This window comes from Haladaptatus sp. (assembly GCF_049589095.1).
In the GTDB taxonomy this organism is placed as follows: Archaea; Halobacteriota; Halobacteria; order Halobacteriales; family Haladaptataceae; genus Haladaptatus.
In genome coordinates this window covers 1-20939 of sequence record NZ_JBAWAC010000120.1, presented here as the reverse complement: position 1 = coordinate 20939, position 20939 = coordinate 1, and the positions used below count along the sequence as shown (strand labels likewise).

General features: G+C 62.7%; 26 protein-coding genes. 15 read left to right on the top strand and 11 right to left on the bottom strand.

Features of this window, described 5'->3' with window-relative positions:
* Positions 1-162 (bottom strand): ATP-binding cassette domain-containing protein (locus WBV42_RS04200; protein WP_423984918.1); only part of this gene is annotated, 162 nt, incomplete at its 3' end.
* A gap of 142 nt (positions 163-304) precedes the next feature.
* On the opposite strand from WBV42_RS04200, the gene WBV42_RS04195 reads away from it, so the two are divergent.
* Positions 305-940 carry a helix-turn-helix domain-containing protein gene (locus tag WBV42_RS04195; protein WP_423984917.1) on the top strand — a complete coding sequence of 212 codons (636 nt, stop codon included), beginning with the start codon at positions 305-307 and terminating at the stop codon, positions 938-940.
* 27 nt (positions 941-967) lie between these two features.
* Here WBV42_RS04195 and WBV42_RS04190 read toward each other — a convergent pair whose 3' ends face one another.
* Both WBV42_RS04190 and WBV42_RS04185 read right to left on the bottom strand, forming a co-directional pair.
* Positions 968-2476, bottom strand: coding sequence for a carboxypeptidase M32 (locus WBV42_RS04190; protein ID WP_423984916.1), 1509 nt, complete (start codon positions 2474-2476; stop codon positions 968-970).
* A 127-nt stretch (positions 2477-2603) separates the two neighbouring features.
* Positions 2604-3731: a PQQ-binding-like beta-propeller repeat protein gene (locus tag WBV42_RS04185; protein ID WP_423984915.1), complete on the bottom strand. Its 1128-nt coding sequence runs from the start codon at positions 3729-3731 to the stop codon at positions 2604-2606.
* 80 nt (positions 3732-3811) lie between these two features.
* On the opposite strand from WBV42_RS04185, the gene WBV42_RS04180 reads away from it, so the two are divergent.
* The 3 genes from WBV42_RS04180 to WBV42_RS04170 are packed head-to-tail and all read left to right on the top strand — an operon-like array spanning position 3812 to position 6103.
* Positions 3812-4321, top strand: a complete 510-nt coding sequence (locus WBV42_RS04180) for a metallophosphoesterase family protein (RefSeq protein ID WP_253228833.1) — start codon at positions 3812-3814, stop codon at positions 4319-4321.
* A gap of 53 nt (positions 4322-4374) precedes the next feature.
* Positions 4375-5136: a coenzyme F420-0:L-glutamate ligase gene (locus tag WBV42_RS04175; protein WP_423984914.1), complete on the top strand. Its 762-nt coding sequence runs from the start codon at positions 4375-4377 to the stop codon at positions 5134-5136.
* Entirely contained in the window at positions 5123-6103 is a 981-nt protein-coding gene (locus WBV42_RS04170) for a 5,10-methylenetetrahydromethanopterin reductase (RefSeq protein ID WP_423984913.1), read from the top strand. The genes WBV42_RS04175 and WBV42_RS04170 overlap by 14 nt, the downstream gene beginning before the upstream one ends.
* Here the strand turns inward: WBV42_RS04170 and WBV42_RS04165 are convergent.
* Entirely contained in the window at positions 6066-6272 is a 207-nt protein-coding gene (locus WBV42_RS04165; protein ID WP_066144768.1) for a hypothetical protein, read from the bottom strand. The two genes, WBV42_RS04170 and WBV42_RS04165, sit on opposite strands and share 38 nt — an antisense overlap.
* Before the next feature lie 72 nt (positions 6273-6344).
* On the opposite strand from WBV42_RS04165, the gene WBV42_RS04160 reads away from it, so the two are divergent.
* The 5 genes from WBV42_RS04160 to yciH all read left to right on the top strand — a co-directional run bounded on the left by WBV42_RS04160 (position 6345) and on the right by yciH (position 11610).
* The gene (locus tag WBV42_RS04160) at positions 6345-6701 is read left to right on the top strand and encodes a DUF7573 domain-containing protein (RefSeq protein WP_423984912.1); all 357 of its coding nucleotides are present in this window, start codon (positions 6345-6347) and stop codon (positions 6699-6701) included.
* Between the two features lie 281 nt (positions 6702-6982).
* Positions 6983-7981 carry an AAA family ATPase gene (locus WBV42_RS04155; RefSeq protein WP_423984911.1) on the top strand — a complete coding sequence of 333 codons (999 nt, stop codon included), beginning with the start codon at positions 6983-6985 and terminating at the stop codon, positions 7979-7981.
* A 1-nt stretch (position 7982) separates the two neighbouring features.
* A complete protein-coding gene (locus WBV42_RS04150) occupies positions 7983-9008 on the top strand; it encodes a DUF58 domain-containing protein (RefSeq protein ID WP_423984910.1) in 1026 nt (341 codons plus the stop codon).
* Positions 9005-11251 (top strand): transglutaminase TgpA family protein, encoded by a 2247-nt coding sequence (locus WBV42_RS04145; protein WP_423984909.1) that lies wholly within the window; start codon positions 9005-9007, stop codon positions 11249-11251. Before WBV42_RS04150 ends, WBV42_RS04145 begins: the two co-directional genes overlap by 4 nt.
* 65 nt (positions 11252-11316) lie before the next feature.
* A complete protein-coding gene (gene yciH / locus WBV42_RS04140; protein ID WP_066144754.1) occupies positions 11317-11610 on the top strand; it encodes a stress response translation initiation inhibitor YciH in 294 nt (97 codons plus the stop codon).
* Positions 11611-11695: 85 nt separating this feature from the next.
* On the opposite strand, the gene WBV42_RS04135 is transcribed toward yciH, so the two are convergent.
* The 5 genes from WBV42_RS04135 to WBV42_RS04115 all read right to left on the bottom strand — a co-directional run bounded on the left by WBV42_RS04135 (position 11696) and on the right by WBV42_RS04115 (position 14654).
* Positions 11696-12049 carry a rhodanese-like domain-containing protein gene (locus WBV42_RS04135; protein ID WP_423984908.1) on the bottom strand — a complete coding sequence of 118 codons (354 nt, stop codon included), beginning with the start codon at positions 12047-12049 and terminating at the stop codon, positions 11696-11698.
* Positions 12050-12097: 48 nt separating this feature from the next.
* Positions 12098-12616 (bottom strand): NUDIX hydrolase, encoded by a 519-nt coding sequence (locus WBV42_RS04130; protein WP_423984907.1) that lies wholly within the window; start codon positions 12614-12616, stop codon positions 12098-12100.
* On the bottom strand, positions 12613-13164 hold the full coding sequence (locus tag WBV42_RS04125; RefSeq protein ID WP_423984906.1) for an NUDIX hydrolase: 552 nt from the start codon (positions 13162-13164) through the stop codon (positions 12613-12615). Before WBV42_RS04125 ends, WBV42_RS04130 begins: the two co-directional genes overlap by 4 nt.
* Before the next feature lie 52 nt (positions 13165-13216).
* Positions 13217-13960 carry an NAD-dependent glucose-6-phosphate dehydrogenase Azf gene (azf, locus tag WBV42_RS04120; protein ID WP_423984905.1) on the bottom strand — a complete coding sequence of 248 codons (744 nt, stop codon included), beginning with the start codon at positions 13958-13960 and terminating at the stop codon, positions 13217-13219.
* Positions 13961-14045: 85 nt separating this feature from the next.
* Positions 14046-14654 carry a translation initiation factor IF-2 subunit beta gene (locus tag WBV42_RS04115; RefSeq protein WP_066144744.1) on the bottom strand — a complete coding sequence of 203 codons (609 nt, stop codon included), beginning with the start codon at positions 14652-14654 and terminating at the stop codon, positions 14046-14048.
* 84 nt (positions 14655-14738) lie between these two features.
* Between WBV42_RS04115 and WBV42_RS04110 the strand changes: the two genes are divergently transcribed.
* Entirely contained in the window at positions 14739-15152 is a 414-nt protein-coding gene (locus WBV42_RS04110) for a dihydroneopterin aldolase family protein (RefSeq protein ID WP_423984904.1), read from the top strand.
* A gap of 252 nt (positions 15153-15404) precedes the next feature.
* Positions 15405-15887: a DUF5790 family protein gene (locus WBV42_RS04105; RefSeq protein ID WP_423984903.1), complete on the top strand. Its 483-nt coding sequence runs from the start codon at positions 15405-15407 to the stop codon at positions 15885-15887.
* 8 nt (positions 15888-15895) lie between these two features.
* Here the strand turns inward: WBV42_RS04105 and WBV42_RS04100 are convergent, their stop codons facing one another.
* Positions 15896-16633: a creatininase family protein gene (locus WBV42_RS04100; protein WP_423984902.1), complete on the bottom strand. Its 738-nt coding sequence runs from the start codon at positions 16631-16633 to the stop codon at positions 15896-15898.
* 90 nt (positions 16634-16723) lie between these two features.
* On the opposite strand from WBV42_RS04100, the gene WBV42_RS04095 reads away from it, so the two are divergent.
* The 4 genes from WBV42_RS04095 to WBV42_RS04080 all read left to right on the top strand — a co-directional run bounded on the left by WBV42_RS04095 (position 16724) and on the right by WBV42_RS04080 (position 20342).
* On the top strand, positions 16724-17038 hold the full coding sequence (locus WBV42_RS04095; RefSeq protein ID WP_066144732.1) for a DUF5789 family protein: 315 nt from the start codon (positions 16724-16726) through the stop codon (positions 17036-17038).
* 211 nt (positions 17039-17249) lie between these two features.
* A complete protein-coding gene (locus tag WBV42_RS04090; protein WP_423984901.1) occupies positions 17250-18752 on the top strand; it encodes an alpha,alpha-trehalose-phosphate synthase (UDP-forming) in 1503 nt (500 codons plus the stop codon).
* Complete coding sequence (gene otsB / locus WBV42_RS04085) at positions 18749-19594, top strand: trehalose-phosphatase (RefSeq protein ID WP_423984900.1); 846 nt, start codon at positions 18749-18751, stop codon at positions 19592-19594. The genes WBV42_RS04090 and otsB overlap by 4 nt, the downstream gene beginning before the upstream one ends.
* Positions 19595-19694: 100 nt before the next feature.
* On the top strand, positions 19695-20342 hold the full coding sequence (locus tag WBV42_RS04080) for a hypothetical protein (RefSeq protein WP_423984899.1): 648 nt from the start codon (positions 19695-19697) through the stop codon (positions 20340-20342).
* Positions 20343-20374: 32 nt separating this feature from the next.
* On the opposite strand, the gene WBV42_RS04075 is transcribed toward WBV42_RS04080, so the two are convergent.
* Positions 20375-20939, bottom strand: a 565-nt coding sequence (locus tag WBV42_RS04075; RefSeq protein WP_423984898.1) for an ABC transporter ATP-binding protein, incomplete at its 5' end; no start/stop codon positions are given.

Below are 20939 nucleotides of genomic sequence, written 5' to 3'. Positions count from 1 at the left end.
GTCCAGCAGTCCGGTGAGGATTTTCTGGGTCGTGCTCTTTCCCGCCCCGCTGGGACCGAGGAAGCCGAATATCTCGCCCGAATCGACCGCGAAGGAGAGGTCACGAAGCGTGTCGTTCTCGGCATTCGGGTACGCGAAATCGAGGCTGTCAACGTGAATCATCGGTAGTGAGTAGGATGGAAAATCGACCGCTGGAACGGTGATTCGTCGTGTATCATTCGTCGAATGGTGGTTGGGCCGTCGGGTCCAAATATATGGTACGCCACATGTAGCCTTATTTATATGGGGTGCGGAGAGTGAGTCGATGGCTTCCGTTCGATTTCGGGTGACGCTCCCCGAGCGTCTTTGGATCGGAAAGATATCGCGCGAATACGAGGCCGCGGAATTCCGCGTTCTGTCCGGTATCGGCGGCGACGAGCGTGCGAGCGCGCTCGTGGAAACGACCCGCGTCCCGGTGGACGACCTGCGGGAGAGCGCGGAGCGCGACCCCTCCATCGACTCGTTTCGGGTCGTCATGCACGGCGACGGAAAGATCGTGTTCCGGAACGAAGCCACGTCGCACGAGACGTACGATATCTTCCGCGACACCGGGACGATGCCGGAGTATCCGGTAACGATTCGAAACGGATCCGTGGACGTGAGCGTCACGGAAACGCGGGAGCGGATCGTCGAATTGAAGCAGGCGCTGGAGGGAATGGGTGCGGCCGTCGAAATCGTCGCCATTCGGACGACGGGCGATTCGAGCGGATTGCTCACGGAGCGCCAGGCGGAAATCGTGGACCTCGCTGTGGAGGAGGGGTACTACGAGGTGCCACGTCGCTGTTCGATAACGCGGCTGGCGGAACTGCTCGACGTGTCGAAATCGACCGTGAGCGGGGTGCTCCATCGGGCGGAGTCGAGACTCGTGCACGAGTATTCGGCCGCGTCGTCGGAGTCGTGAACGGAAAAATCGAAAACGATTTTGCGTCTATTCCAGATCGTACAGCGCGCCGTACTTCTCGTTCACGTAGTCGAGGAAGTAGTCAGCGGTGAAGCTCTCACCGGTCGCGTGCTCGATGAGGTCGTCGGTGGTGTACAGACAGCCGTACTGGTGGATGTTGGTGGTCAGCCAGTCGTGGAAGTCGTCGAACTCGCCCGCGCGAATCTGGCCGTCGAGGTCGTCGATGTCCTCGTCGGCTTTCGCGTACAGTTGCGCGGCGAGGACGCTGCCGAGCGAGTAGGTCGGGAAGTAGCCGAAACTGCCGTGGCTCCAGTGGATGTCCTGCAGGCAGCCTTCGGCGTCGGTGTCGGGGCGGATGCCGAGGTACTCCTCGTACTTGTCGTTCCAGAGTTCGGGCACCTCGTCCACTTCGATCTCGCCGCGGATGAGTTGCTTCTCGATTTCGAAGCGCACCACGATGTGCATGTGGTAGGTCAGTTCGTCCGCCTCGACGCGGATGAGGTTGTCCTCGTGGACGCGGTTCGCGGCCTCGTACATCTCCTCGACGGAGACGTCCTCTGCGTCCGAGAAGCGCTCCTTGACGAGCGGGAGGAAGTTCTCCCAGAACGCGCGCGATCGGCCGACGTTGTTCTCCCAGACGCGGGACTGGGATTCGTGGACCGTCAGGTCGCGCGCCTGACCGAGCGGCGTGCCGTACTGTTCGTCAGGCAGTCCCTGCGTGTAGGTGGCGTGGCCGAACTCGTGGACCGTGCTCATCAGCGCGCCGAGCGGGTCACTCTCGTCGAAGCGCGTCGTCACGCGGGCGTCGAACTGCGTACCGCTGGAGAACGGGTGCGGCGCGGTGTCGAGACGGCCGCGGTTCCAGTCGTAGCCGAGCGTGTCGAGTACGTCGCGCGAGAGTTCCTCCTGAATCTCGGCGTCGTAGGTGCCCTGGAACGGCGTGGCGAGTTCCACATCGCTCTCGCGCACGGCGTCGATGAGCGGAACGAGTTCGTCGCGGAGTTGCTCCAAGGTCTCTTCCGCGGTGTCGATGCCGAGGTAGGGTTCGTACTCCTCGAACAGTACTTCGTAAGGGTCCTTGTCCGGGTCGATGTGCTCGGCGTACTCGCGCTCCAGTTCGACCAGTTTTTCGAGCGTCGGCGCGAAAATCGAGAAGTCGTCCTCCTCGCGCGCTTGCTTCCACTTCGGCAGGGCTTCGGACGTGGTGCGCGAAATCTCCTCGACCAGTTCGCTGGGGACGCGGGTCGCCCGTTCGTACTCCCGCCGAACCTCGCGGACGACGGCGGCCTGCTCGTCGTCCAAGTCCTCCGATTCGAGTTCGTCGAGCATCTCCCCCATCTCGTCGTCGGTCAACAGTTCGTGCGAAATCGCGGACAGCGCCGAGCGCTGTTGTGACCGGGCGGGCGTGCCACCTTCGGGCATCACGACTTCTTGGTCCCAGCCGAGAATTCCGGCGGCGTTCTGGACGTTCGAAATTCGCTTTACTTCCCCGAGAAATTCCTCGTACGTGGATTCTGTGGTGGCTTCAGTTGCCATCGTCGGGTGTTTGGTGTCACCGATTATCAATGAATGGGTTTCGGTACGAAACTAGGGACGACGAGCGATAGCGAGGGGACTTCCGGACTCGTTTCTTGGTCGCCACGATCACAGTCACGTCGCCGTCCTAGCGCTCGTAGGAGGCGACGGTGTTGCCGTAGCCGACGATCACCGAATTGTCGCGGATGAGGGGGCGCATGGTGGACCGGTCGGGGAGATCGTATTTGACGAGTCGTTTACCGCCGGTCGCGAAGACGGAGAGATATCTTTTGAGCCTCCTGTTTCCGCGATCGGTTTCGACTTCCTCCATGGTCTCGACGCCGATGGCATCCTCGGTGACCGTGAGGGGGGTTCCGTAGTTGACGCGGGTGCGCCAGCGCTCCGCGCCGGACGCGTGATAGGCGACGAGATACGTCTCGGTTGCGAACATGTTCCGGTGGTGGGTCGAGTAGAGGGTGAGGAGGGTGTAGACGGTCGAGTCGGCGACCGCGGGGACGGCGCTCACGGAGGCAATCCAGTGGCTCTCGGCGAGCCAGAGATGTGTTCCGTCCGTCGAGTCGAGCGCGACCAACCCCCTGTTGGTCGCGACGAACACCGTCCCGTCGTGGTACGTCAGTCGCGCATCGCCCCCGACATGGGTCTTCCAAATCGTCGCACCGTCGTTCGCCGAGTAGGCTCTGACGATGCCCGAGGGTGATGCCGCGAAAACGTGGTCGCCGTCGGTGGCGATCGACGCTTGCATGCTGCCGAACGGACGAATCCACCGGACTCGTTCGGCCTCCAAATCGATGGCGAAGACGGTGTATTTCTCGAACTCGTTGTTGTAGCCGATGCCGAACAACTGCGACTCCGAGACGACCGGTTCGTAGCGTCCAAGTGCCAAGTAACCGCTGTGCATCCGCACCGGGTCGCCGCCGTCGATCGGGATGGAGCGGATGGTTCCATCGGACTCGACGAACGCCCGGCCGTCGTAAACGACGGGAGCAGTGGTGATTCTCGACAGGTCGGCGAGTCGTTCGTAGTCGCCCGAAAATCGAAGGTGGCCGAGTTCGCCGTCCGGGGTGAGCGTCGTCGCCAGAATGAGGCCGTGGTCGGAGACGGATCTGGCCCGGGCTGGCATCCCGTCGAGTTCGACGGACCAGTTCGGCTGTTGCCGATCCGGTTGCGCTTCGAGCGTGTTACAGCCAGCACTCACCACCGACAAACCGAGGCCGATAGCACCCAGAAAGTCTCGTCGGGACGAACGGCCGCCCATACTAATACGTTCGAAAGCGAGAACTAAAGCGTTCCGACGCCGCTCTAATGTTTTTCTACCAGCACCGCGAACGAAGACGCATGCTCCGGGTCGCCATCATCAGCGACACGCACATCCCGTCACGCGCGAATCGAATCCCCGACTGGGTACGAACCCGAATCCTTCGGGCGGACCACACGATTCACGCGGGGGACTTCGATTCAGCCGACGCGCTGGCGTCGATACACGAACTGACGGACGGGAACTACACTGCCGTGGGAGGGAACACCGACCCGAAATCGCTTCGGTTGCCCGACGTGACGACCCTCGACATCGGTGGCGTCACGTTCGTCGTCACGCACGGGACCGGCCCGAAACGTGGGTACGAATCCCGGGTCGCACGAATCGTTCGCGAGGCGGTTGACGGCGACCTCGATTCGTCCGTCGTCGGTGTCGCCGGGCACACGCACCGACCGATGGACGAGGAGGTCGATGGTGTTCGCCTGCTGAATCCGGGGAGTGCGACGGGTGCGGTCCCGGCGGACACGGCGACGATGTTCGTCGCGACGGTCGAAGACGGTGCCTGCTCGGTACAACGACACGAAAGCTGACCGGTTTTGCGCCTTCCGGGCGGGTTTTTATCGGCGCGCACCAACGACCGGACATGAACGTTTTCGCGGTTCCGGGGATTCCCGAGGTCGAACCCGGCGACGACATCGCCGCGCTCGTCGCGGAGCGAGTCGACCTCGACCCCGGCGACGTGTTGTTGGTCGCGAGCACCATCGTCTCGAAAGCCGAGGGACGAACGGCGACCCTGGACGACTTTCCGGCGAGTCCGCGGGCGGAGGAAATCGCCGGTCGCCTATCCGAACTCTCCGGCGAGGAGAAGGACCCACGGTTCGCACAGGCCGTCATCGAGGAGAGCACCGAACTCATCATGGAAGCGCCGTTTCTGCTCACCTCGACGCGGTTCGGCCACATCGGCGTGAACGCGGGCATCGACCGCTCGAACACGGGCGATGCCGACCTGTTGTTGCTCCCGAAGCGACCGAACGAGAGCGCCGCCCGGATTCGCTCCGGTCTCCCGATCGACGTGCCCGTCGTCGTCACCGACACCTGCGGGCGACCGTTCCGACACGGCCAGCGCGGCGTCGCCATCGGTTGGGACGGCATTTCGGCGAGTCGTGACTGGCGGGGTGAACACGACAGGGACGGCCACGAACTCGAAGTGACGGTGGAATCCGTCGTGGACGAACTCGCCTCGGCGGCCAACCTCGTGAGCGGCGAGGGCGACGACGGCCTCCCGGTCGTCGTCGTTCGGGATTGGGAGTTCGGCGACCACGGCGGAAGCGACAACCTGTTCCGGTCGGTCGATGGCGATTTCGTCCGGCAGGCGCTCCGGAGGTGGGAATTTGCGGGCGATTGAGATCACACCCGAGGACCCGATTTCCGAACTGGTCGAACTCGGCGAGACGGCGGAGGATGCGGGGTTCGACACGCTGTTCGCCAGCAGTCACTATAACAACCGCGACCCCTTCACGGTCCTCTCGCGGATCGCCGACGTCACCGAGGACATCCGCCTCGGGCCGGGCGTCGTCAACCCGTACGAGAGCCATCCCGTCACGCTCGCTTCACGTACCGCAACGCTGGACGAAGCAAGCGACGGCCGGGCTGTGTTCGGCGTCGGTGCGGGCGACCGCTCCACGCTCCGGAACCTCGGCATCGACCGCGACCGACCGCTTCGTCGCGTGCTGGAGACGATGAAGGTCTCGAAGCGACTCTGGGCGGGCGAGCGCGTGACCCACGAGGGGACGTTCACCGCGCGGGACGCCGGACTGAACTACGACGCAGGGGAGATTCCGGCGTACGTCGGCGCGCAGGGACCGCACATGCTCCGGATGAGCGCGAAACACGCCGACGGCGCGCTGGTCAACGCCTCGCACCCGCGGGATTTCGAGTGGGCGAGCGAGCGCATCGCGGAAGGGTTGGACGAACGCCCCGACGAGCGGGGTGAGTTCGACTTCGCGGCGTACGCCTGCGTGAGCGTGGCCGAAGACGGCGAAGCGGCGCGCGAAGCGGCCCGCCCACCGGTGGCGTTCATCGCGGGCGGTGCGGCAGGGCCGGTGCTCGACAGACACGGAATCGACGGCGAGTTGGCGTCCGAAATCGGCGAGAAGATCGGCGCGGGAAATTTTTCGGCGGCGTTCGACGCCGTCACGCCCGCGATGATAGACGCCTTCTGTATCGCCGGGAAACCCGAGGTTGTGGCTGACAGAATTGCCGCCGTGCTCGACTACACCGACAGTTTCGTCGCCGGGTCGCCGCTCGGTCCGGATCGAAAAGAAGCGATATCGCTCACTGCGGCGGCGCTTGACCGGGCGAATCGGCGGTGATCACGCCGCCGATCGCGCCGATGACGAGGTAAATTCCCAGAAGGACGGAAAAGCCGACGAAGATCGCCCCGAACAGGAGCAAAATCGCTGGGATAGGGTTTGCCGATGCCGTTGCGACGTCGCCGAACAGGCGAATCAGTTCGCTGATGTTCGAGATGAGTCCTGCCATACGTGCCACTGCGTACCGGGGGTACTTGGTTGCTCCGTCACGCTTACGGCTTGGGGCTTCGTAGGCGGGACCGTGCCGAAGGATACGTCGCTCTCGGAGTTCGCGGGGACAACGGACGAACCGGACGAACCGGACGAGCGGATCGCGGACGAACCGGACGAGCGGTTCGTGGACGAATCGAGAGAGGGGGAGCAGGTGGACGACGAACCGGTAACTGAAGAGCGAGCAGAAGGAGAACCGGTCGAAACCGACGAGACCGACGGGACCGACGAGGACGTATCCGAATTGGACTCCGACGATGTCGAACCCGCCAGAGCGACGTACGATTGGACGCCTGACGGCGCGGATTGTGCGTGTTGTGGGTCCAGCGTCGAGAAACGCTGGCGCGACGGGGACGGGATGGTCTGTGCCGACTGCAAGGAGTGGTGAGCAGCAGTGGAACTTCTGGATACCGTCCGGTCAGCTAGCGACCTCTCTTCTCTCCGTACACAGCAATTTCGGAAACATGATGGATCGAATAAAATCGATCTCTTCTGCTGAGCTCCTCGAAACATCAATGCACAAAGTATTCAAGGGTAACCGGGACACCTCTTGGCGTAGCGACAAAAGTTACAAAGGTACGCTCCGATAGTACGCGTAACGAGGGAGACGCCCCCCTAGCGTCCCCACTTCCCAAAAGGACCCGTTTCGACCAATCGCGCATTCATAGCATGAAGGAAGCTAACAAAGATCCAGAGCAGACCCCCGTAGAGCGGCCGACCAACGAGTTCACGGACCCCCTCTCGGTACAGGACGCGGCGGACCTGTCAGGACGTATCATCGACAACATCGAACACGTTATCGTCGGGCAACACGACGCCGCCGAGCATATTTTGACGACGATTCTCGCGCGCGGCCACCTCCTTCTCGAAGACGTTCCCGGCGTCGGCAAGACGATGCTCGCCCGGTCGTTGGCGCGCTCCATCGACTGTTCGTTCAAACGCGTGCAGTTCACGCCCGACCTCCTCCCCTCGGACGTGACCGGTGTCAACATCTTCAACCAGAAAACGAACGAGTTCGAGTTCCAACCCGGCCCGATATTCGGCAACGTCGTCCTCGCCGACGAGATCAATCGCGCACCGCCGAAGACCCAATCTGCCCTGTTGGAAGCGATGGAGGAAGAGCAGGTGACCATCGACGGGAAGACCCACGACGTTCCCAACCCGTTCACGGTCATCGCGACGCAGAACGCCATCGAACAGGACCGGACGTACGAACTCCCGGTCGCTGAAATCGATCGTTTCATGAAGAAGCTCTCGCTCGGCTACCCCAATCCGAAGGACGAATCGGAAGTCCTCCGGCGCGTCGTCGGCGAACACCCGATTCGCCGACTCGACCCCGTCGCGAGCGCGAGCGACATCCGACGGGCGAGGGCGACGATCACGAAGGTAACAGTGAAAAAGCCGGTCCGGGAGTACGTCACCCGACTCGCGAACTACACCCGCGACCACTGCCAACTCGGTGTCAGCCCCCGAGGATCGATTTCGCTGCTCCGTGCGGCCCAAGCACGGGCCGTCCTCGACAGTCGGGAATATGTCATCCCGGACGACGTGAAGACGGAAGCCGAAGTCGTGCTCTCCCACCGCGTACGGGGTGACACGGGCGTCATGGGCGGTGAAGAAGGGCGGACGATGATTCGGAACGCCCTCGACAACGTCCCGGTGGAGTGAGATGCTGACGCGACGTGCATGGGTGTTCATCACCGTCAGTGTCGCCGGATTCGCGCTGGCCGCCTCGTTCGGCGCTCGGTCGCTGAACGCCGTGGTCGCCCCGCTTCTCGTGGCGATACTCGTCGGCTTCATCCAGTTGAAGCGGACGAAACGCCCACAACTCGACGTGTCAGCGCCGAACGTCGGGTCCCGGGAGGAAGCGGTGACGATAACGCTCGACTTCGACGCGCCGGACCCGTTCGCGGGAACCGTCGATCTGGAACTCGCCGACGGACTGGAGTACGATGGCGGCCCCATCGAGACCAGCATCGGCGAGACCGCGGTCGAGTTCGACGTTCTCCTCACGAAGCGTGGCGAGCAGACCATCGGCCCGGTGCGGGTCGTGGCCGAAGACGTGTTCGGCCTGTTCGAGGAGACGTTCACCCATCAGATCCGGGAGTCCATTCTCGTCTTCCCACGGGTAGAACCAGTCGACGGTGTGACGACCGCACGCGCGCTCGAAGACAGTCACACGAACGCGGCACGACGCGAGTTCGACCAACTGCGGGAGTACCAAGCGGGTGATCCGCTTCGGGACATCCACTGGAAGTCGAGCGCGAAGCGGCCAGTCGGGGAGATGTTCGTTCGGCAGTTCGAACCGCAGGAGGAGAGTCAGCAGATACGGATCGTGGCGGAAGCGAACGCGGGTCGTGTCGATGCCGTCGCGGACGCGACGGCGAGTATCGCGGCGGCCCTGCTCGACGTCGGGGTCTCCGTCGGGGTGACCACGCCCGACGGTCACGTCGGACCCGATGGCAGTACCGACCAGCGGACGCGGATTCTCACCGTCCTCGCACACATGGAGAGCGGACAGGTGCACGAACGCGAGCGAGCGCACGCGGACCTGCTCGTTCGCGGACTGACCGACCGACGGGACGTGACGATTCGGTGGGGCCGTGACACCATGTCGTTCGACGAATTCACGTCGCGACGGGGACGGACGAGCGCCCTCGACGGGGTGCGGGCCGATGGAGGTGAGGTGCCGTGAGCACGGCACGCGGTTTCTCTATCGGCGACGTGACGATTCCGTATCAGGGCCTCGCCATCGCTTCGACGGCGGTTCTCATCGGGTCGTCGCTGAAGGTCCTCTACGACATCACGAACATCGCGGGGGATACGGATACCCTGCTTCTGCTCGTCGCTGGTGCCTTCATCGGTGCGACGCTCCTGGCCCGGGTCGTCCCCGAATGGGTCGCCAGTGGTATCGGCGCGCTATTGCTCGCTGGCGGGATGTTCGGCTACTACACGACGATTCCGGGAGGGGTGGACGTCTTCTCTCAGACGGGTCACATCGTCGCCGACAACATCGCCCTGTTGACCGGCCTGTCGATTCTGGAGATGCGAAAGGTCGGAACGTGGGCGTTGGGCGTCGCACCGGCAACCGTGTTCGTCCCGTGGTATCTCGTCTTCCGACGGCGATACATGCTCGCCGCTGCGGCAGGTGGCGCGGCACTCGGCTTCTTCGTTCTCACGGGTGACGCCGGGTCGTTCGTGACGCTCGTCGGGATGCTCGGCGCGCTCGGCATCGTCGCCTTCGGGACGATGGTTCGCTACGGCGGGACCGTCGGGCAGATCGACGTGCTGGTCGTCGCGCTGATCGTGATGGTACTGTTGTCCGCCACGATGAGCGTCGTCCCCGGCGGTCGAGCGAGTCCGATTCTCCCCAGTCAGAGCAGTGGTGGCTCGGGCGGTAGTGGCGGTCTCATCAGCAACAGCGCACAGCTTTCGATTCAGGGGAGTATCGAACTCTCACCGAAGGTACAGTACACGGTGACGGCGAACCACGGGAGTTACTGGAAGGTCGCATCCTACGACCGATACACTGGAGACGACTGGATACGGACCGGGAAGAGCCAATCCTATCACGCGCAGTCGTCGCTCGGTCAGTCCTACACGGTGCGACAGACGTTCACCGTCAAAGCGAAACAGGTGGACGCGATGCCAGCCGCGTGGAAGCCCATCAAAGTCATCGGCTCACAACAGCGATCGAACACGCGAATCAGCAGTGCTGGGAGCCTCTCGCCGACACGGCCGTTGACGAACGGCAGTTCGTACAGCGTCGTCAGCGAAGTCCCGTCGGCGTCCCCATCCGGATTGAACGAGGCCGGTACGGCGTATCCGAGCGATATCGAGCACCAGTACACCCGCCTCCCCGGCAGTACGCCACAGCGGTTGACGACGAAGACCGACGAGATAACCGCCGACGCGAAAACGCCGTATCAGAAAGCCACCGCCATCGAACAGTGGTTGGAGGAGAACAAGGAGTACTCGCTCCACGTGAAGCGGCCGGACGGCAACATCGCCGACTCGTTCGTCTTCGATATGGACAAAGGCTACTGTGTCTACTACGCGACGGCGATGACCGCCATGCTCCGGACACAGGGCATTCCCGCACGGTTCGCCACGGGCTACACGCAGGGACAGCGGACGGACGAGGACACGTGGGTCGTCCGCGGCCTCGATTCGCACGCGTGGGTCGAGGTGTATTTCCCGGACACCGGTTGGGTTCGTTTCGACCCGACCCCGTCCACACAGCGCTCGGACGCCGAACAGCAAATCGTGGACGAGGCACGGCGAAACGGTAAATCGGGCGTCGATACGGCGGGAAGCCAGAACGGAACGTGGACGCCGGAGACGACGACCGCCACCACGACATCCGACACGACGACCACCACGACCACGACGACTAGCCCTGAGAATGGGTCGAACGTCTCCACCGGTCCGAACGGCCGTGGCAACGTCGGCGATAAACTCGGCACCAGTGGCCCGACGACGACAACGACGACAACGACGAACGCGAGCGCCCTCGGAAGCGGCGGCGGTGGTATCCCCATCGAACTGCCCTCGAAATCACAGGCGCTCTACGGCGGCTTGCTACTCGTCGGCCTGCTGCTCACGGCACGACGGATGGGTCTCATCGAGTGGGCGTACCGAACCGTGTGGATGCGCTGGCAACCGCGCGAGGACCCCGGAACCGACGTCGAGCGCGCGTTCGACAGGTTGGAGTACTATCTGTCACGCAAGCATCGAAAACGTCGCCCGGGCGAGACGCCGCGCGAGTACCTCGCCTCGCTCTCACACGTTGGCATCGACGAGCGGGCACGACGTGTCGGATCGCTGTACGAACGGGCACAGTACGCGGGCGAGGTGACACGCGAGAATGCAGACGAAGCGGTATCTCTCGTAAACGAGATCGTTCGCGGGTCCACGCCGGACGGGACGAGCGGGTAACGACCGTTCGATATGGCAACATACCCGACAATGTTTAATAGGTTGGTTTCGTAGCCCCATGCGTAATGTCGGAAGTCTGCTCGACGTGCGGGCTGCCTCAGGAGCTTTGCGTCTGTGAAGACGTCGCAAAAGAATCCCAGCAGATCACCATCCGCATCGACGAGCGCCGTTATGGAAAAGAGGTAACGATAATCGAAGGATTTGACCCAAAGGACGTGGACGTAGACAGTCTCTCCTCGGACCTGAAGTCGAAGTTTGCCTGCGGTGGCACGGTCGAGAAGGGTCAGATAGAGCTTCAAGGAAACCATACCGGACGCGTCGAGGATTTCCTCCGCGACCGCGGGTTCAACGTCGCCTGACGAGCGCCTGTTGGTCGGATATCAGCATACTACACCCCATTTTTCGCAGTCTTCGAACGTGAGCGATAGCCGTCCGCAACGAAACTCAGAACGGGGCGTCCTGCTCCCGTTCGGTGCCATCAGACGATTCGAGTTCGTACTCCCAATCGGTCAACCCACCGGCCATGCTTTCAACCGGCACGTCTCCGGAGACGCCCTCGTAGGAGCCGATGAGTCGCGCGGCCTGGACGCTCGATTTTCCGAGCGGGCAGACGGTGACGACGCGGTCGGCATCGTTCAACTCGCTGATTCGCCTGGGAAGCGTGTGGAACGGGATGTTTTCGCTGCCCGGGATGTGACCGCCATCGAACTGCGGTTCCGGTCGGATATCGACGATACGAACGTCCTCCTCGGACTCGATAAGGTCGTGAACGTCTTCGGTGGAGATTTCGCCGTCCATCGACGGGGGATATGGGAGCGGGCCGAATAAGCGACCCGGTCGGGGTATCTAAATCAACCCTTCCTCACGGGCGAGCAGGAGCGGCGGCAATCCCCACCCGCAGGTCGGACCGGTGCGGACCGCGTCGATGGCTTCCGTGACCGGAACCGTCCGAACGTCGATGAACTCGTCGGATTCGAGGTGCTGGTCGCCCGCCATCAGATCCGAGGCGAAGACGACGGCCCGCTGTTTTCGCATGCCCGCTGACGGGTAGTACGTTTCGAGCAGTTCGACCGTCCCCGCTCGATAGCCGGTCTCCTCGTACAACTCCCGCTTTGCGGCGCTCTCGTAGGATTCGCCGGGTTCCATCCGCCCGGCGGGACAGGAGAGTACTTGCTCACCGAGTCGCGGTCGGTACTCCTCGATAAGGACGACTTCGTCGCCGGTTCGGGCGACGACGGCCACGGCGTCCGGCGGGTCGAACCAAGACCGACGAACCGTCCTTCCGTCCGGTCGTTCGAGGGTGTCGTACCCGACCGCGTGGCCGAGAAGCGAAACCCCACGTCGCGCGTGGAGTTTCCAGTTCATGCGTCGAGGAGGCCCTCTTCGTCGGCGAGCAGGAGCGCTTCGATGGTCGCGTCGTTGGCCGGGTCCTCACGGGCCGCGGCGAGGGCGTCCTCGACCGGAACCGTCCGCACCGAGAGGAATTCGTTGTCGTCCAGATTTCGCTCGGTCGGGGTCAGTCCCTCGGCGAAGACGATGCCTCGCTCGTGGCGCAGCGCACCCGTGGCGACCCAGAACGTTTCGAGCAACGAGAGACCGGCGGCCTCGAAGCCGGTTTCTTCGCGGAGTTCGCGTCCCGCGGCGGCCGTGTAGGACTCGCCGTCCTCTACGATTCCAGCAGGGCACTCCAAACAGGTCTCCCCGATGACGGGGCGGTACTGCTCGACGAAAACTACTTGCCCGTCTTCGATTGCGAGGATGACGACCGCGGATGGGAGGTCGGCCCAGTAGTACTTCTTCGTCGTCCCGTCGGGTTGTTCCACGAGGTCGTAGCCGCCGGTGTACCACCCGGTTTCGTACTCGGCTTTCGATTCGAGTACCGGCCAGTCGTGATCGTGCCAGTCGTCGGTCATAGTCGTGACTGAGGGAGTGAGTCGTTAAAATCGAACTGATGGGAGATAGAAATCAGTCGTGGTGTGCGGAGTTGTCCTGCGGGTCGTAGCCGAGGACCTCACGCGCTCGGTCGATGGAGTAGTACTTCCGGTCGTTGTCCGAGATGCCGTAGACGATTTCGTAGTCGTAGTCGGCCGACAGACAGCGGTCGAACAGGTGGGCACAGTCGCGGTAGGAAAGCCACATCGCTTGCCCGCGTTCGTAATCTATCGGCGGGTGGCCTTCGGTCAGATTACCGATTCGGACACAGGCCACGCTGATGTCGAACTCGTCGTGGTAGTATCGACCGAGCGTTTCCCCGGCGGCCTTGCTGACGCCGTAGAGGTTGCTCGGACGGGGGAGTTCGGTGCCGTCCAGTCGGAACTCGTCGTGTGACCGGTAGAGGTCGGGGGTACGCTCTTCGGTCTCGTAGGCACCGACGGCGTGGTTCGACGAGGCGAACACGAACTTCTCGACGCCAGCGTCCACTGCCGCTTGGAGGACGGTGTGTGTCCCATCGATGTTGTTGCCGAGCACGCTGTTCCACGGCGCTTCCGGACGGGGGTCCCCGGCGAGGTGGATAATCGCCCCCGCACCGTCCACTGCCTCGTAAACGGCATCGTAGTCGGTGATATCGGCGACGAAAAACTCGTGAGACGGTTCCGCCGCTGGCGGTTCCCTGTCGAGCAATCGCCACTCGTATTTCGATTCGAGGTCGCCGAGAATCGCCGTCCCGACGCGGCCCTCGGAACCCGTGAGCAGAACGGGATCGTCCATTCAGTCGGCTAGAGGCACAACCTCGATAAGAACCATGCGATTTTGCGGCGCGAGACTGGGACCGTTCGTGCCGCGATATATCTTCCTACGCGAGACGGGCGAACGCGAGGTTCCCGTTGACGTTCTCGATGTACACCTGCACCTCGTCGCCCTTCTGTGCGCCCGGAACGAAAATCGTGTACTTGCCGCGTTCGGCGACGCCGTCGCCCTTGCGTCCGGTGCCGGTGATCTTGACCTCGTAGGTTCGACCCTCCTCGACGGCATCGCGCTGTTGGGTTCGGTTCGTCGTGCTTCGTTTCGTGACGGGACGGAACGCACCACAGGCGTCACAGCGGAGCATGAGGTTGCGGTTCTCGCGCACGAGACGGGTGTCCGGAAGGCCACACTCCGAACAGATGACGAACTCCTCGACGTACTCGTCCAGCGCGGTCTCGAAGTCGGATACCGAGAAGGACCCGCTGTAGCGAGCCTGTCCGTCCTCGTACTTCCCGCTGGTCCCGAGTTCGCGCTGAACGGAACTGTGGACGTGCTCGCCGTCACGCGAAAGCGCGTCGGCGATGTCGTCCAAATTGGTCAGTCGTGTGAACGACCCGTCCTTCTGTACGGCCGGGTCCGGATAGCTGAATCGCTCGTCGCTTGTCTCCAACTCCGGAACGGCGTCCATGCCTCTGTCGAGTGCAGAACTGTAATCCATGTGTTTTGGTGAGAGGTGAACACGTAAATGTGCTCCGTGTTCCATGTCATCACGAACTTTAACCCCCAGCGCCTCTCCCGAGGTATGGAACCGACGACCCGAGACGCGGCCTGTTTCGAAGCCGGAATCAAGTTCGGCGCGCTCTATCACCAGTTCGCCGGAACGCCGGTCAGCCCCGACAGCGCCGCCAGCCTCGAACGCGCAATCGAGGAGAGCATCGAGAATCAGCCGTTCTGCGAATCGGTCGAAGTGGACATCCTGACCGAGAAGTTGGCCGAGGAGATAGAGCACGTTCCCGCGAGCGAACGCGAGGGGGAGCCAGGAAGTGGCAGTCTCGCCGAAGGCGAGGAAGCGACTTCCGCTGGGTATACCGAGTTGACTGGTCGATACCTCGAAGTCGAAATCGTCATCGACCACGAGGGCACCGAAGTCGTCACCCGAATGGAGATGGAAGACGGCTATCCGCTGATGAAAATCGAGTCGGTTCGAGAAAATTGAAACGTTAAAAATCGAGTTCGCTTAGCGACCAACGAGAGCGATGGACTATCCGACTTTCCGCGGAGACCAGCAATTCCGCCGCGAGCGAACGAATGTGAGCGAGTGGACTCGGCTCGGACCGTAGGGAGCACCGAGGTTTTGGTCCAGATTTTGCCAGTGAGCGCGGTGACGCCGCGCTCACGCAGCAAAAGGTGGGATTTCACTTCCGGTTTCGGGTTATCTTTTAAATGCGATCCCGTCTAATCAAGTGACATGAGCCAATCCTCGTTCGATGACGAACTGTTCGGAGAAGCGGCGAACGAAATGCGGGAAGACGTGGAGGAGAACCTCGCGGCCGCCCGCGAGGAACTGCCACCCGTGGAAGCCGTCTGGGAGACCGACGCCGAGAACACGCTCGGGGCGCTCAACGCGCTTCGGTCGGCGCTCGACGTTGGCGACGCCGCCGAGCACCTGCACGACGCGAAGAAGTGGTACGCGATGGGACAGCGCGCGGACGCCTTCGAGGACGCTGACGATCTCGAAGCCGAAATCGAGACCATCGAGAGCGCCATCTCGGACATCGAGGACGCCCGCGAGCAGGTCGGCGAACTGGCGAGCACGATTCCGAGCCTGAAGGGGTCGCTGGAGGAACTGCACGCCGAAGAGGAAGTCGAAGAAGAAGAGGAAGAGGAAGAAGAGGAAGAGGAAGAAGAAGCGGCCGACGAGGAAGTCGAAGAAGAAGAGGACGAGGAGTAAGGAGAAAACTACTCGTGCTCGGGGCGGCGCACGTCGCGTGATTCGACCGCCGTGAGAAGCTTCACGAGCGACCGCGTCGCCAGTTCCAACAGTTCTTCGCCGCGCTCCTCGTCGCCCGCCTCCGGGTCACCGACGACGCCGTTTTCCGTGAACTCCGCGCTGTCGAAGGCGAGATTGGTGTAGGACACCCATTCGCCCCAGCCGTCGCTGGCACCCTCGCGTGCCTCCTCGATCCTGTCCTCGTGGACGAGTTCAGGGCGGGTGTGACGGAGGAACGCGGTTTCGAGCGGCCCGGCGTGGCCCATGTCGCTCCGGTGGTCGCCAACGGCTTCGAACCACGTGAACGGGACGGCGTAGGCCTCGTCGTGACGCGTGATCGTTCCGGCGACTTCACGGAGCGCGGCCACGTTGCCGCCGTGGCCGTTGACGATGATCACGCGGTCCCAGCCGTGATGGGCGAGGCTGGCGACCGTTTCGCGGACGTACTGGCGAAATGTGTCCTCCGAAACCCAGAGCGTCCCCGTGAACTGGCGGTGTTCCTCGCTCACGCCGACGGGGATCGGGGGGGCGACGACCACTTCGCCGTCGTACGCCTCCGCGCCCGCGTTCGCGACCGCTTCGGCGTTCAACCAGTCGGTGCCGAGCGGTGCGTGCGGACCGTGTTGTTCGGTGCTTCCGACGGGGAGGAGCGCGAGGTCGGTGTCCACGCCGTCGGCGTCGGTCCACGTCGCGTCGGAGAGATGCATATCGAATTCGTGTACGGGAATCGTCTTGTAGCCGCCGGATTAGGAATCGGGGCCAGAAGGACTTACTAACTCTCCGATGTCGTTCTTTTCATGTCTGACCGAGAGCGCGAACAAGGTATCGAGCTGGGCGAACTGAGCGAGAAACTCGACGACCACGACTATCCCGCCGACGTGGACGAACTCGTCTCGGAATACGGCGAGTACGAAATAGAGTATCCGAGAGGGTCCGAAACGTTCGAAGAGGTCATCGGCCCGCTCGACGAGACGTACGAGTCCGCGGATGACGTCCGGCAATCGATATTGAACATGGCCGATAGCGACGCAGTGGGTCGTCAACGCTACTCCGACCGTGGAGCGGGCGGAGCGGAAACTACGGAACAAGACCCCGACCAAGAGTCGTTCTGAAGTCATACGGTAGCCGAACAAGCAGGAGTTTCCGATGATCAGGTCGCGGTTACGGGAGTCGTAATCGCCTGTTACTATCGTTTTTCACGTCGAATCCGGATGAACGGACGACTGGCTTATTCGTCGCAGTCACGACCCACCGACAACTGATGAATGAGTACAGACGTGCAGGTCTCGACCGGAAATTCCACCCGCGACAACGGGTGAAATCATGACAGGGGAACGGTCCGCTGCCGAAACCGTTTCCTCGCACTTGGGGGACCAAAAACTGGTCGTCGCATCGAATCGCCAACCGTACAGCCACGAACGTGAGGACGGTGACATCGTCGTCAACCGCCCGGCGGGCGGTCTCACGTCGGCACTCGACCCCGTCATGCAATCCGCTGGCGGAACGTGGGTTGCGTGGGGGAGCGGCGACGCGGACTTCGACGTGGCCGACACGGACGGACGCGTCAGCGTTCCGCCGGAGTCTCCGGCCTACGAGATTCGGCGTGTCCCGCTTTCCGATGAACAGGTCGAGGGCTACTACTACGGCTACAGCAACCAAGTGCTCTGGCCTATCTGTCACATCGACCTGGAGAAGATGAACGCCGAGGAGCAGTTCTGGGACCACTACCAGCAGGCGAACCGCGCCTTCGCTGACGCCATCATCGACGAGACGGACACCGATTCCGTAGTCTGGTTTCAGGATTATCATCTCGGATTGGCTCCTCGACACGTCCGCGAGGAACGTCCCGATACGTTTTGCATGCAGTTCTGGCACATCACGTGGCCATCGTGGGACGTCTTCCAAACGTGTCCACAGTACGAGCAACTGCTCGATGGCTTGCTCGCAAACGACCTCCTCGGCTTCCACACGGAGCGCTACTGCCAGAATTTCCTCGATTGTGCCGCGATGCTTCCCGAAACCCGGGTCGATAGGGCGACCCGGAGCGTCGTCTACGATGGAAGACGGACGTTCGTCCGACCCTTCCCGCTTGGTATCGATGCGGTCGAGAGAGAGCGCCTCGCCGAGTCTACGGAGGCGACCGCGTTTTGGAACGAGTTCCGCGAGGAGTACGCCGTCGGCGACACGCTCGCGATCGGCGTCGAACGCCTCGACTACACCAAGGGGATTCCCGAACGACTCTCGGCGTTGGAACGCTTCTGGGAGCGACATCCCGAATGGCGTGGCGAGTTCACCTACGTCCAGAAAGCGTCCGAGAGTCGGAGTCAAATCGGTGCGTATCGGGAGCTACAGGGTCGCGTCGAATCGGAAATCGAGCGTATCGACGACCGCTTCGGTACCGACGATTGGTCACCCATCGTCTACCTGAAAGAACACCTTCCGAAGGAAGGCCTCGCGGCGCTCTACCGTGAAGCCGACCTCGGCATCGTCACCCCTCGCCGGGACGGGATGAACCTCGTGGCGAAGGAGTTCATCGCCTCACAGGTGGACGAACCGGGCGTCCTCCTGCTGAGCGAGTTGGCGGGCGCGAACGGGGAACTCGGCGACGAGGCGGTATCGGTACATCCACACGACACCAAAGGGTTCGCCGACGCTATCGAGGAAGCACTTTCGCTTCCCCAAGCGGATCGTGAACGCAGGATGTATGGCCTCAAAAAACAAGTACAATCGAACGATGTATACGCATGGATGAACGCTCAGTTCCGGACTATCGAAGCGATTCGTCGCGGTCGTGAAATCGCAGCGGAGTCACCACGAGGACGATGAACGACGACGTACCTGAGCCGCTTCGGCACCACCTCTATGCGCTGGTCACGCGATTGCGGGATGCCGACGGAATGCTCGCCATGTTCGACTTCGACGGATCGCTCGCGCCGATCGAGGACCACCCCGACGAGGTGACGCTTCCACCGGCGACGCGTGTCGTGATAGAAGCCCTTCGGGATACCCCGGATGTCGAGGTCGGTATCGTCAGCGGTCGGGGACTGGACGACCTCCGAGAGCGGGTCGATGTCGACGGCATCGCCTACGCCGGGAATCACGGCTTGGAACTCTTCTCCGATGGTGACCGACACACCCATTCAGTTGCCGAGGACGCGGCCGGCGATATCGCCCGTCTCTGCTCCACCCTCGATTCCAGACTCGACACGGTCGACGGCGCGTTCGTCGAGGACAAGGGTGTCACCGCGTCGGTTCACTACCGACTCGCCGACGACGATCGAGTCCCCGAAGTTCGTGACTTCGTGCGCGATGCCGTTCGCGGTGTCGAGGACGTCCGTGTCACGACCGGGAAACAGGTCATCGAACTGCGCCCCGACGTCGAGTGGCACAAGGGCCGAGCCATTCGGTGGCTGTACGACCGCCGCGTTCCGAACGCGGAGACGTGGTTGCCGTTGTACGTCGGCGACGACCGAACCGACGAGGACGCGTTCGACGTACTGCCCGAGTCGGGACTCGGCGTCAAAGTCGGACACGAACCGCCGACGGTCGCGAGCTATCGCGTCGCCGACCCGGCCGCAGTGCGGACGACGCTCGCATGGTTGGCCGAATACGGCGTCGAATTTTTGGAGTCCCCTCCGGCGACGAGTACGGCATCACCACGGGGATGAGGAAACCCCGCGTTACTCGATTCGAAACGACCACCCGAACCACCCAAACCATCTGAACGGTCACGCCGGTTTATTCGCGATTTTCGAGTAGATTCTTCGGATGGTGTCTCACGAGAACACGGACGACCCCGAGGAACGAATTCCAGGGGGCGAATCCGAACCCGGGAACGAATCTGAATCCGGGAACGAATCCGAGCGAGGTGAGGAACACGACGCGCCGGACGCAGAGGCGGACACGAACGAACACGAACCCCGGGCGGAGCAACCGACTCCGCCGCATCCACCCGACGGACCATCCCGATCCGACGCCGACCGACGCGCCAACAGGGAGTACGAACGACCGGCGGAACGACCGTCGTATCGAGGACGATACGAAAACAGGGTTTCGGAAGACGAACCCGAGGAAGCGGAGATGGGTGCACGAGAACGGCGTGAGCGGGAACTACGCGAACGGCGGAAAATGCACAAAGCGCGTGAGCGACGGGAACGGGACGAAGACGACGCCGGTGCGGTGCCCGAATCCAGTCGGGGCGAAACGGAGCGGGAATCGAACACGGGGGACGTGCCGAAGTACGGCGGTCCCCGAGATCGGAATTGGAGACGGCAGCGCGAACTAGCGAACACACGACACCGACGACGGGACGAGGAGATTCGACGATACGAACGACGGGCGGACGTGACGCTCTCCCGGCAGCGGGACCTCGCGGTCGAGAAAGGCGGAAAGCGGTATCGGCACGGACGGCAGTAGGAACGGACAGCAGCAGGGCGGATGTGGCGCTCTCAGTCGTCGGCGTCGGTGCGTGCGGTTCTGCGGGCGGCGCGGTCGATGAACTCCTGTGGGAGTTCGTCGATCTCCCCGGCCTGCACGCCCCAGAGGTGTGCGTAGAGACCGTCGTTGCCGATGAGATCGTCGTGTCGTCCCCGCTCGACGATTTTGCCGCCTTCGAGGACGACGATCTTGTCCGCGTCCTTGATGGTCGAGAGACGGTGGGCGATGGCGAAGGTGGTGCGGTCCTCGGTGAGTTTGTCGAGGCTGCGCTGGATGAGCATCTCCGTCTCCGTGTCCACGTCGCTGGTCGCCTCGTCCAGAATGAGGATTTCAGGGTCCTTCAGGATGGCACGGGCGATGGAGATACGCTGACGTTGCCCGCCGGAGAGTTTCACGCCGCGCTCGCCGACTTTGGTGTCGTAGCCGTCGGGGAGGCCGCTGATGAACTCGTGTGCTTCGGCGGCTTTCGCGGCTTCTACGATATCCTCGTCGCTCGCGTCGAACGTCCCGTATTCGATGTTCTCCTTGACCGTCCCGTAGAACAGGAACGTGTTCTGGCTGACGTAGCCGATGTTC

Coding starts and splice junctions, on each gene's coding strand:
- WBV42_RS04195 (WP_423984917.1), top strand. CDS start 305: ATGGCTTCCGTTCGATTTCGGGTGACGCTCCCCGAGCGTCTTTGGATC.
- WBV42_RS04190 (WP_423984916.1), bottom strand. CDS start 2,476: ATGGCAACTGAAGCCACCACAGAATCCACGTACGAGGAATTTCTCGGG.
- WBV42_RS04185 (WP_423984915.1), bottom strand. CDS start 3,731: ATGGGCGGCCGTTCGTCCCGACGAGACTTTCTGGGTGCTATCGGCCTC.
- WBV42_RS04180 (WP_253228833.1), top strand. CDS start 3,812: ATGCTCCGGGTCGCCATCATCAGCGACACGCACATCCCGTCACGCGCG.
- WBV42_RS04175 (WP_423984914.1), top strand. CDS start 4,375: ATGAACGTTTTCGCGGTTCCGGGGATTCCCGAGGTCGAACCCGGCGAC.
- WBV42_RS04165 (WP_066144768.1), bottom strand. CDS start 6,272: ATGGCAGGACTCATCTCGAACATCAGCGAACTGATTCGCCTGTTCGGC.
- WBV42_RS04155 (WP_423984911.1), top strand. CDS start 6,983: ATGAAGGAAGCTAACAAAGATCCAGAGCAGACCCCCGTAGAGCGGCCG.
- WBV42_RS04150 (WP_423984910.1), top strand. CDS start 7,983: ATGCTGACGCGACGTGCATGGGTGTTCATCACCGTCAGTGTCGCCGGA.
- yciH (WP_066144754.1), top strand. CDS start 11,317: ATGTCGGAAGTCTGCTCGACGTGCGGGCTGCCTCAGGAGCTTTGCGTC.
- WBV42_RS04135 (WP_423984908.1), bottom strand. CDS start 12,049: ATGGACGGCGAAATCTCCACCGAAGACGTTCACGACCTTATCGAGTCC.
- WBV42_RS04130 (WP_423984907.1), bottom strand. CDS start 12,616: ATGAACTGGAAACTCCACGCGCGACGTGGGGTTTCGCTTCTCGGCCAC.
- WBV42_RS04125 (WP_423984906.1), bottom strand. CDS start 13,164: ATGACCGACGACTGGCACGATCACGACTGGCCGGTACTCGAATCGAAA.
- azf (WP_423984905.1), bottom strand. CDS start 13,960: ATGGACGATCCCGTTCTGCTCACGGGTTCCGAGGGCCGCGTCGGGACG.
- WBV42_RS04115 (WP_066144744.1), bottom strand. CDS start 14,654: ATGGATTACAGTTCTGCACTCGACAGAGGCATGGACGCCGTTCCGGAG.
- WBV42_RS04110 (WP_423984904.1), top strand. CDS start 14,739: ATGGAACCGACGACCCGAGACGCGGCCTGTTTCGAAGCCGGAATCAAG.
- WBV42_RS04105 (WP_423984903.1), top strand. CDS start 15,405: ATGAGCCAATCCTCGTTCGATGACGAACTGTTCGGAGAAGCGGCGAAC.
- WBV42_RS04100 (WP_423984902.1), bottom strand. CDS start 16,633: ATGCATCTCTCCGACGCGACGTGGACCGACGCCGACGGCGTGGACACC.
- WBV42_RS04095 (WP_066144732.1), top strand. CDS start 16,724: ATGTCTGACCGAGAGCGCGAACAAGGTATCGAGCTGGGCGAACTGAGC.
- WBV42_RS04090 (WP_423984901.1), top strand. CDS start 17,250: ATGACAGGGGAACGGTCCGCTGCCGAAACCGTTTCCTCGCACTTGGGG.
- otsB (WP_423984900.1), top strand. CDS start 18,749: ATGAACGACGACGTACCTGAGCCGCTTCGGCACCACCTCTATGCGCTG.
- WBV42_RS04080 (WP_423984899.1), top strand. CDS start 19,695: ATGGTGTCTCACGAGAACACGGACGACCCCGAGGAACGAATTCCAGGG.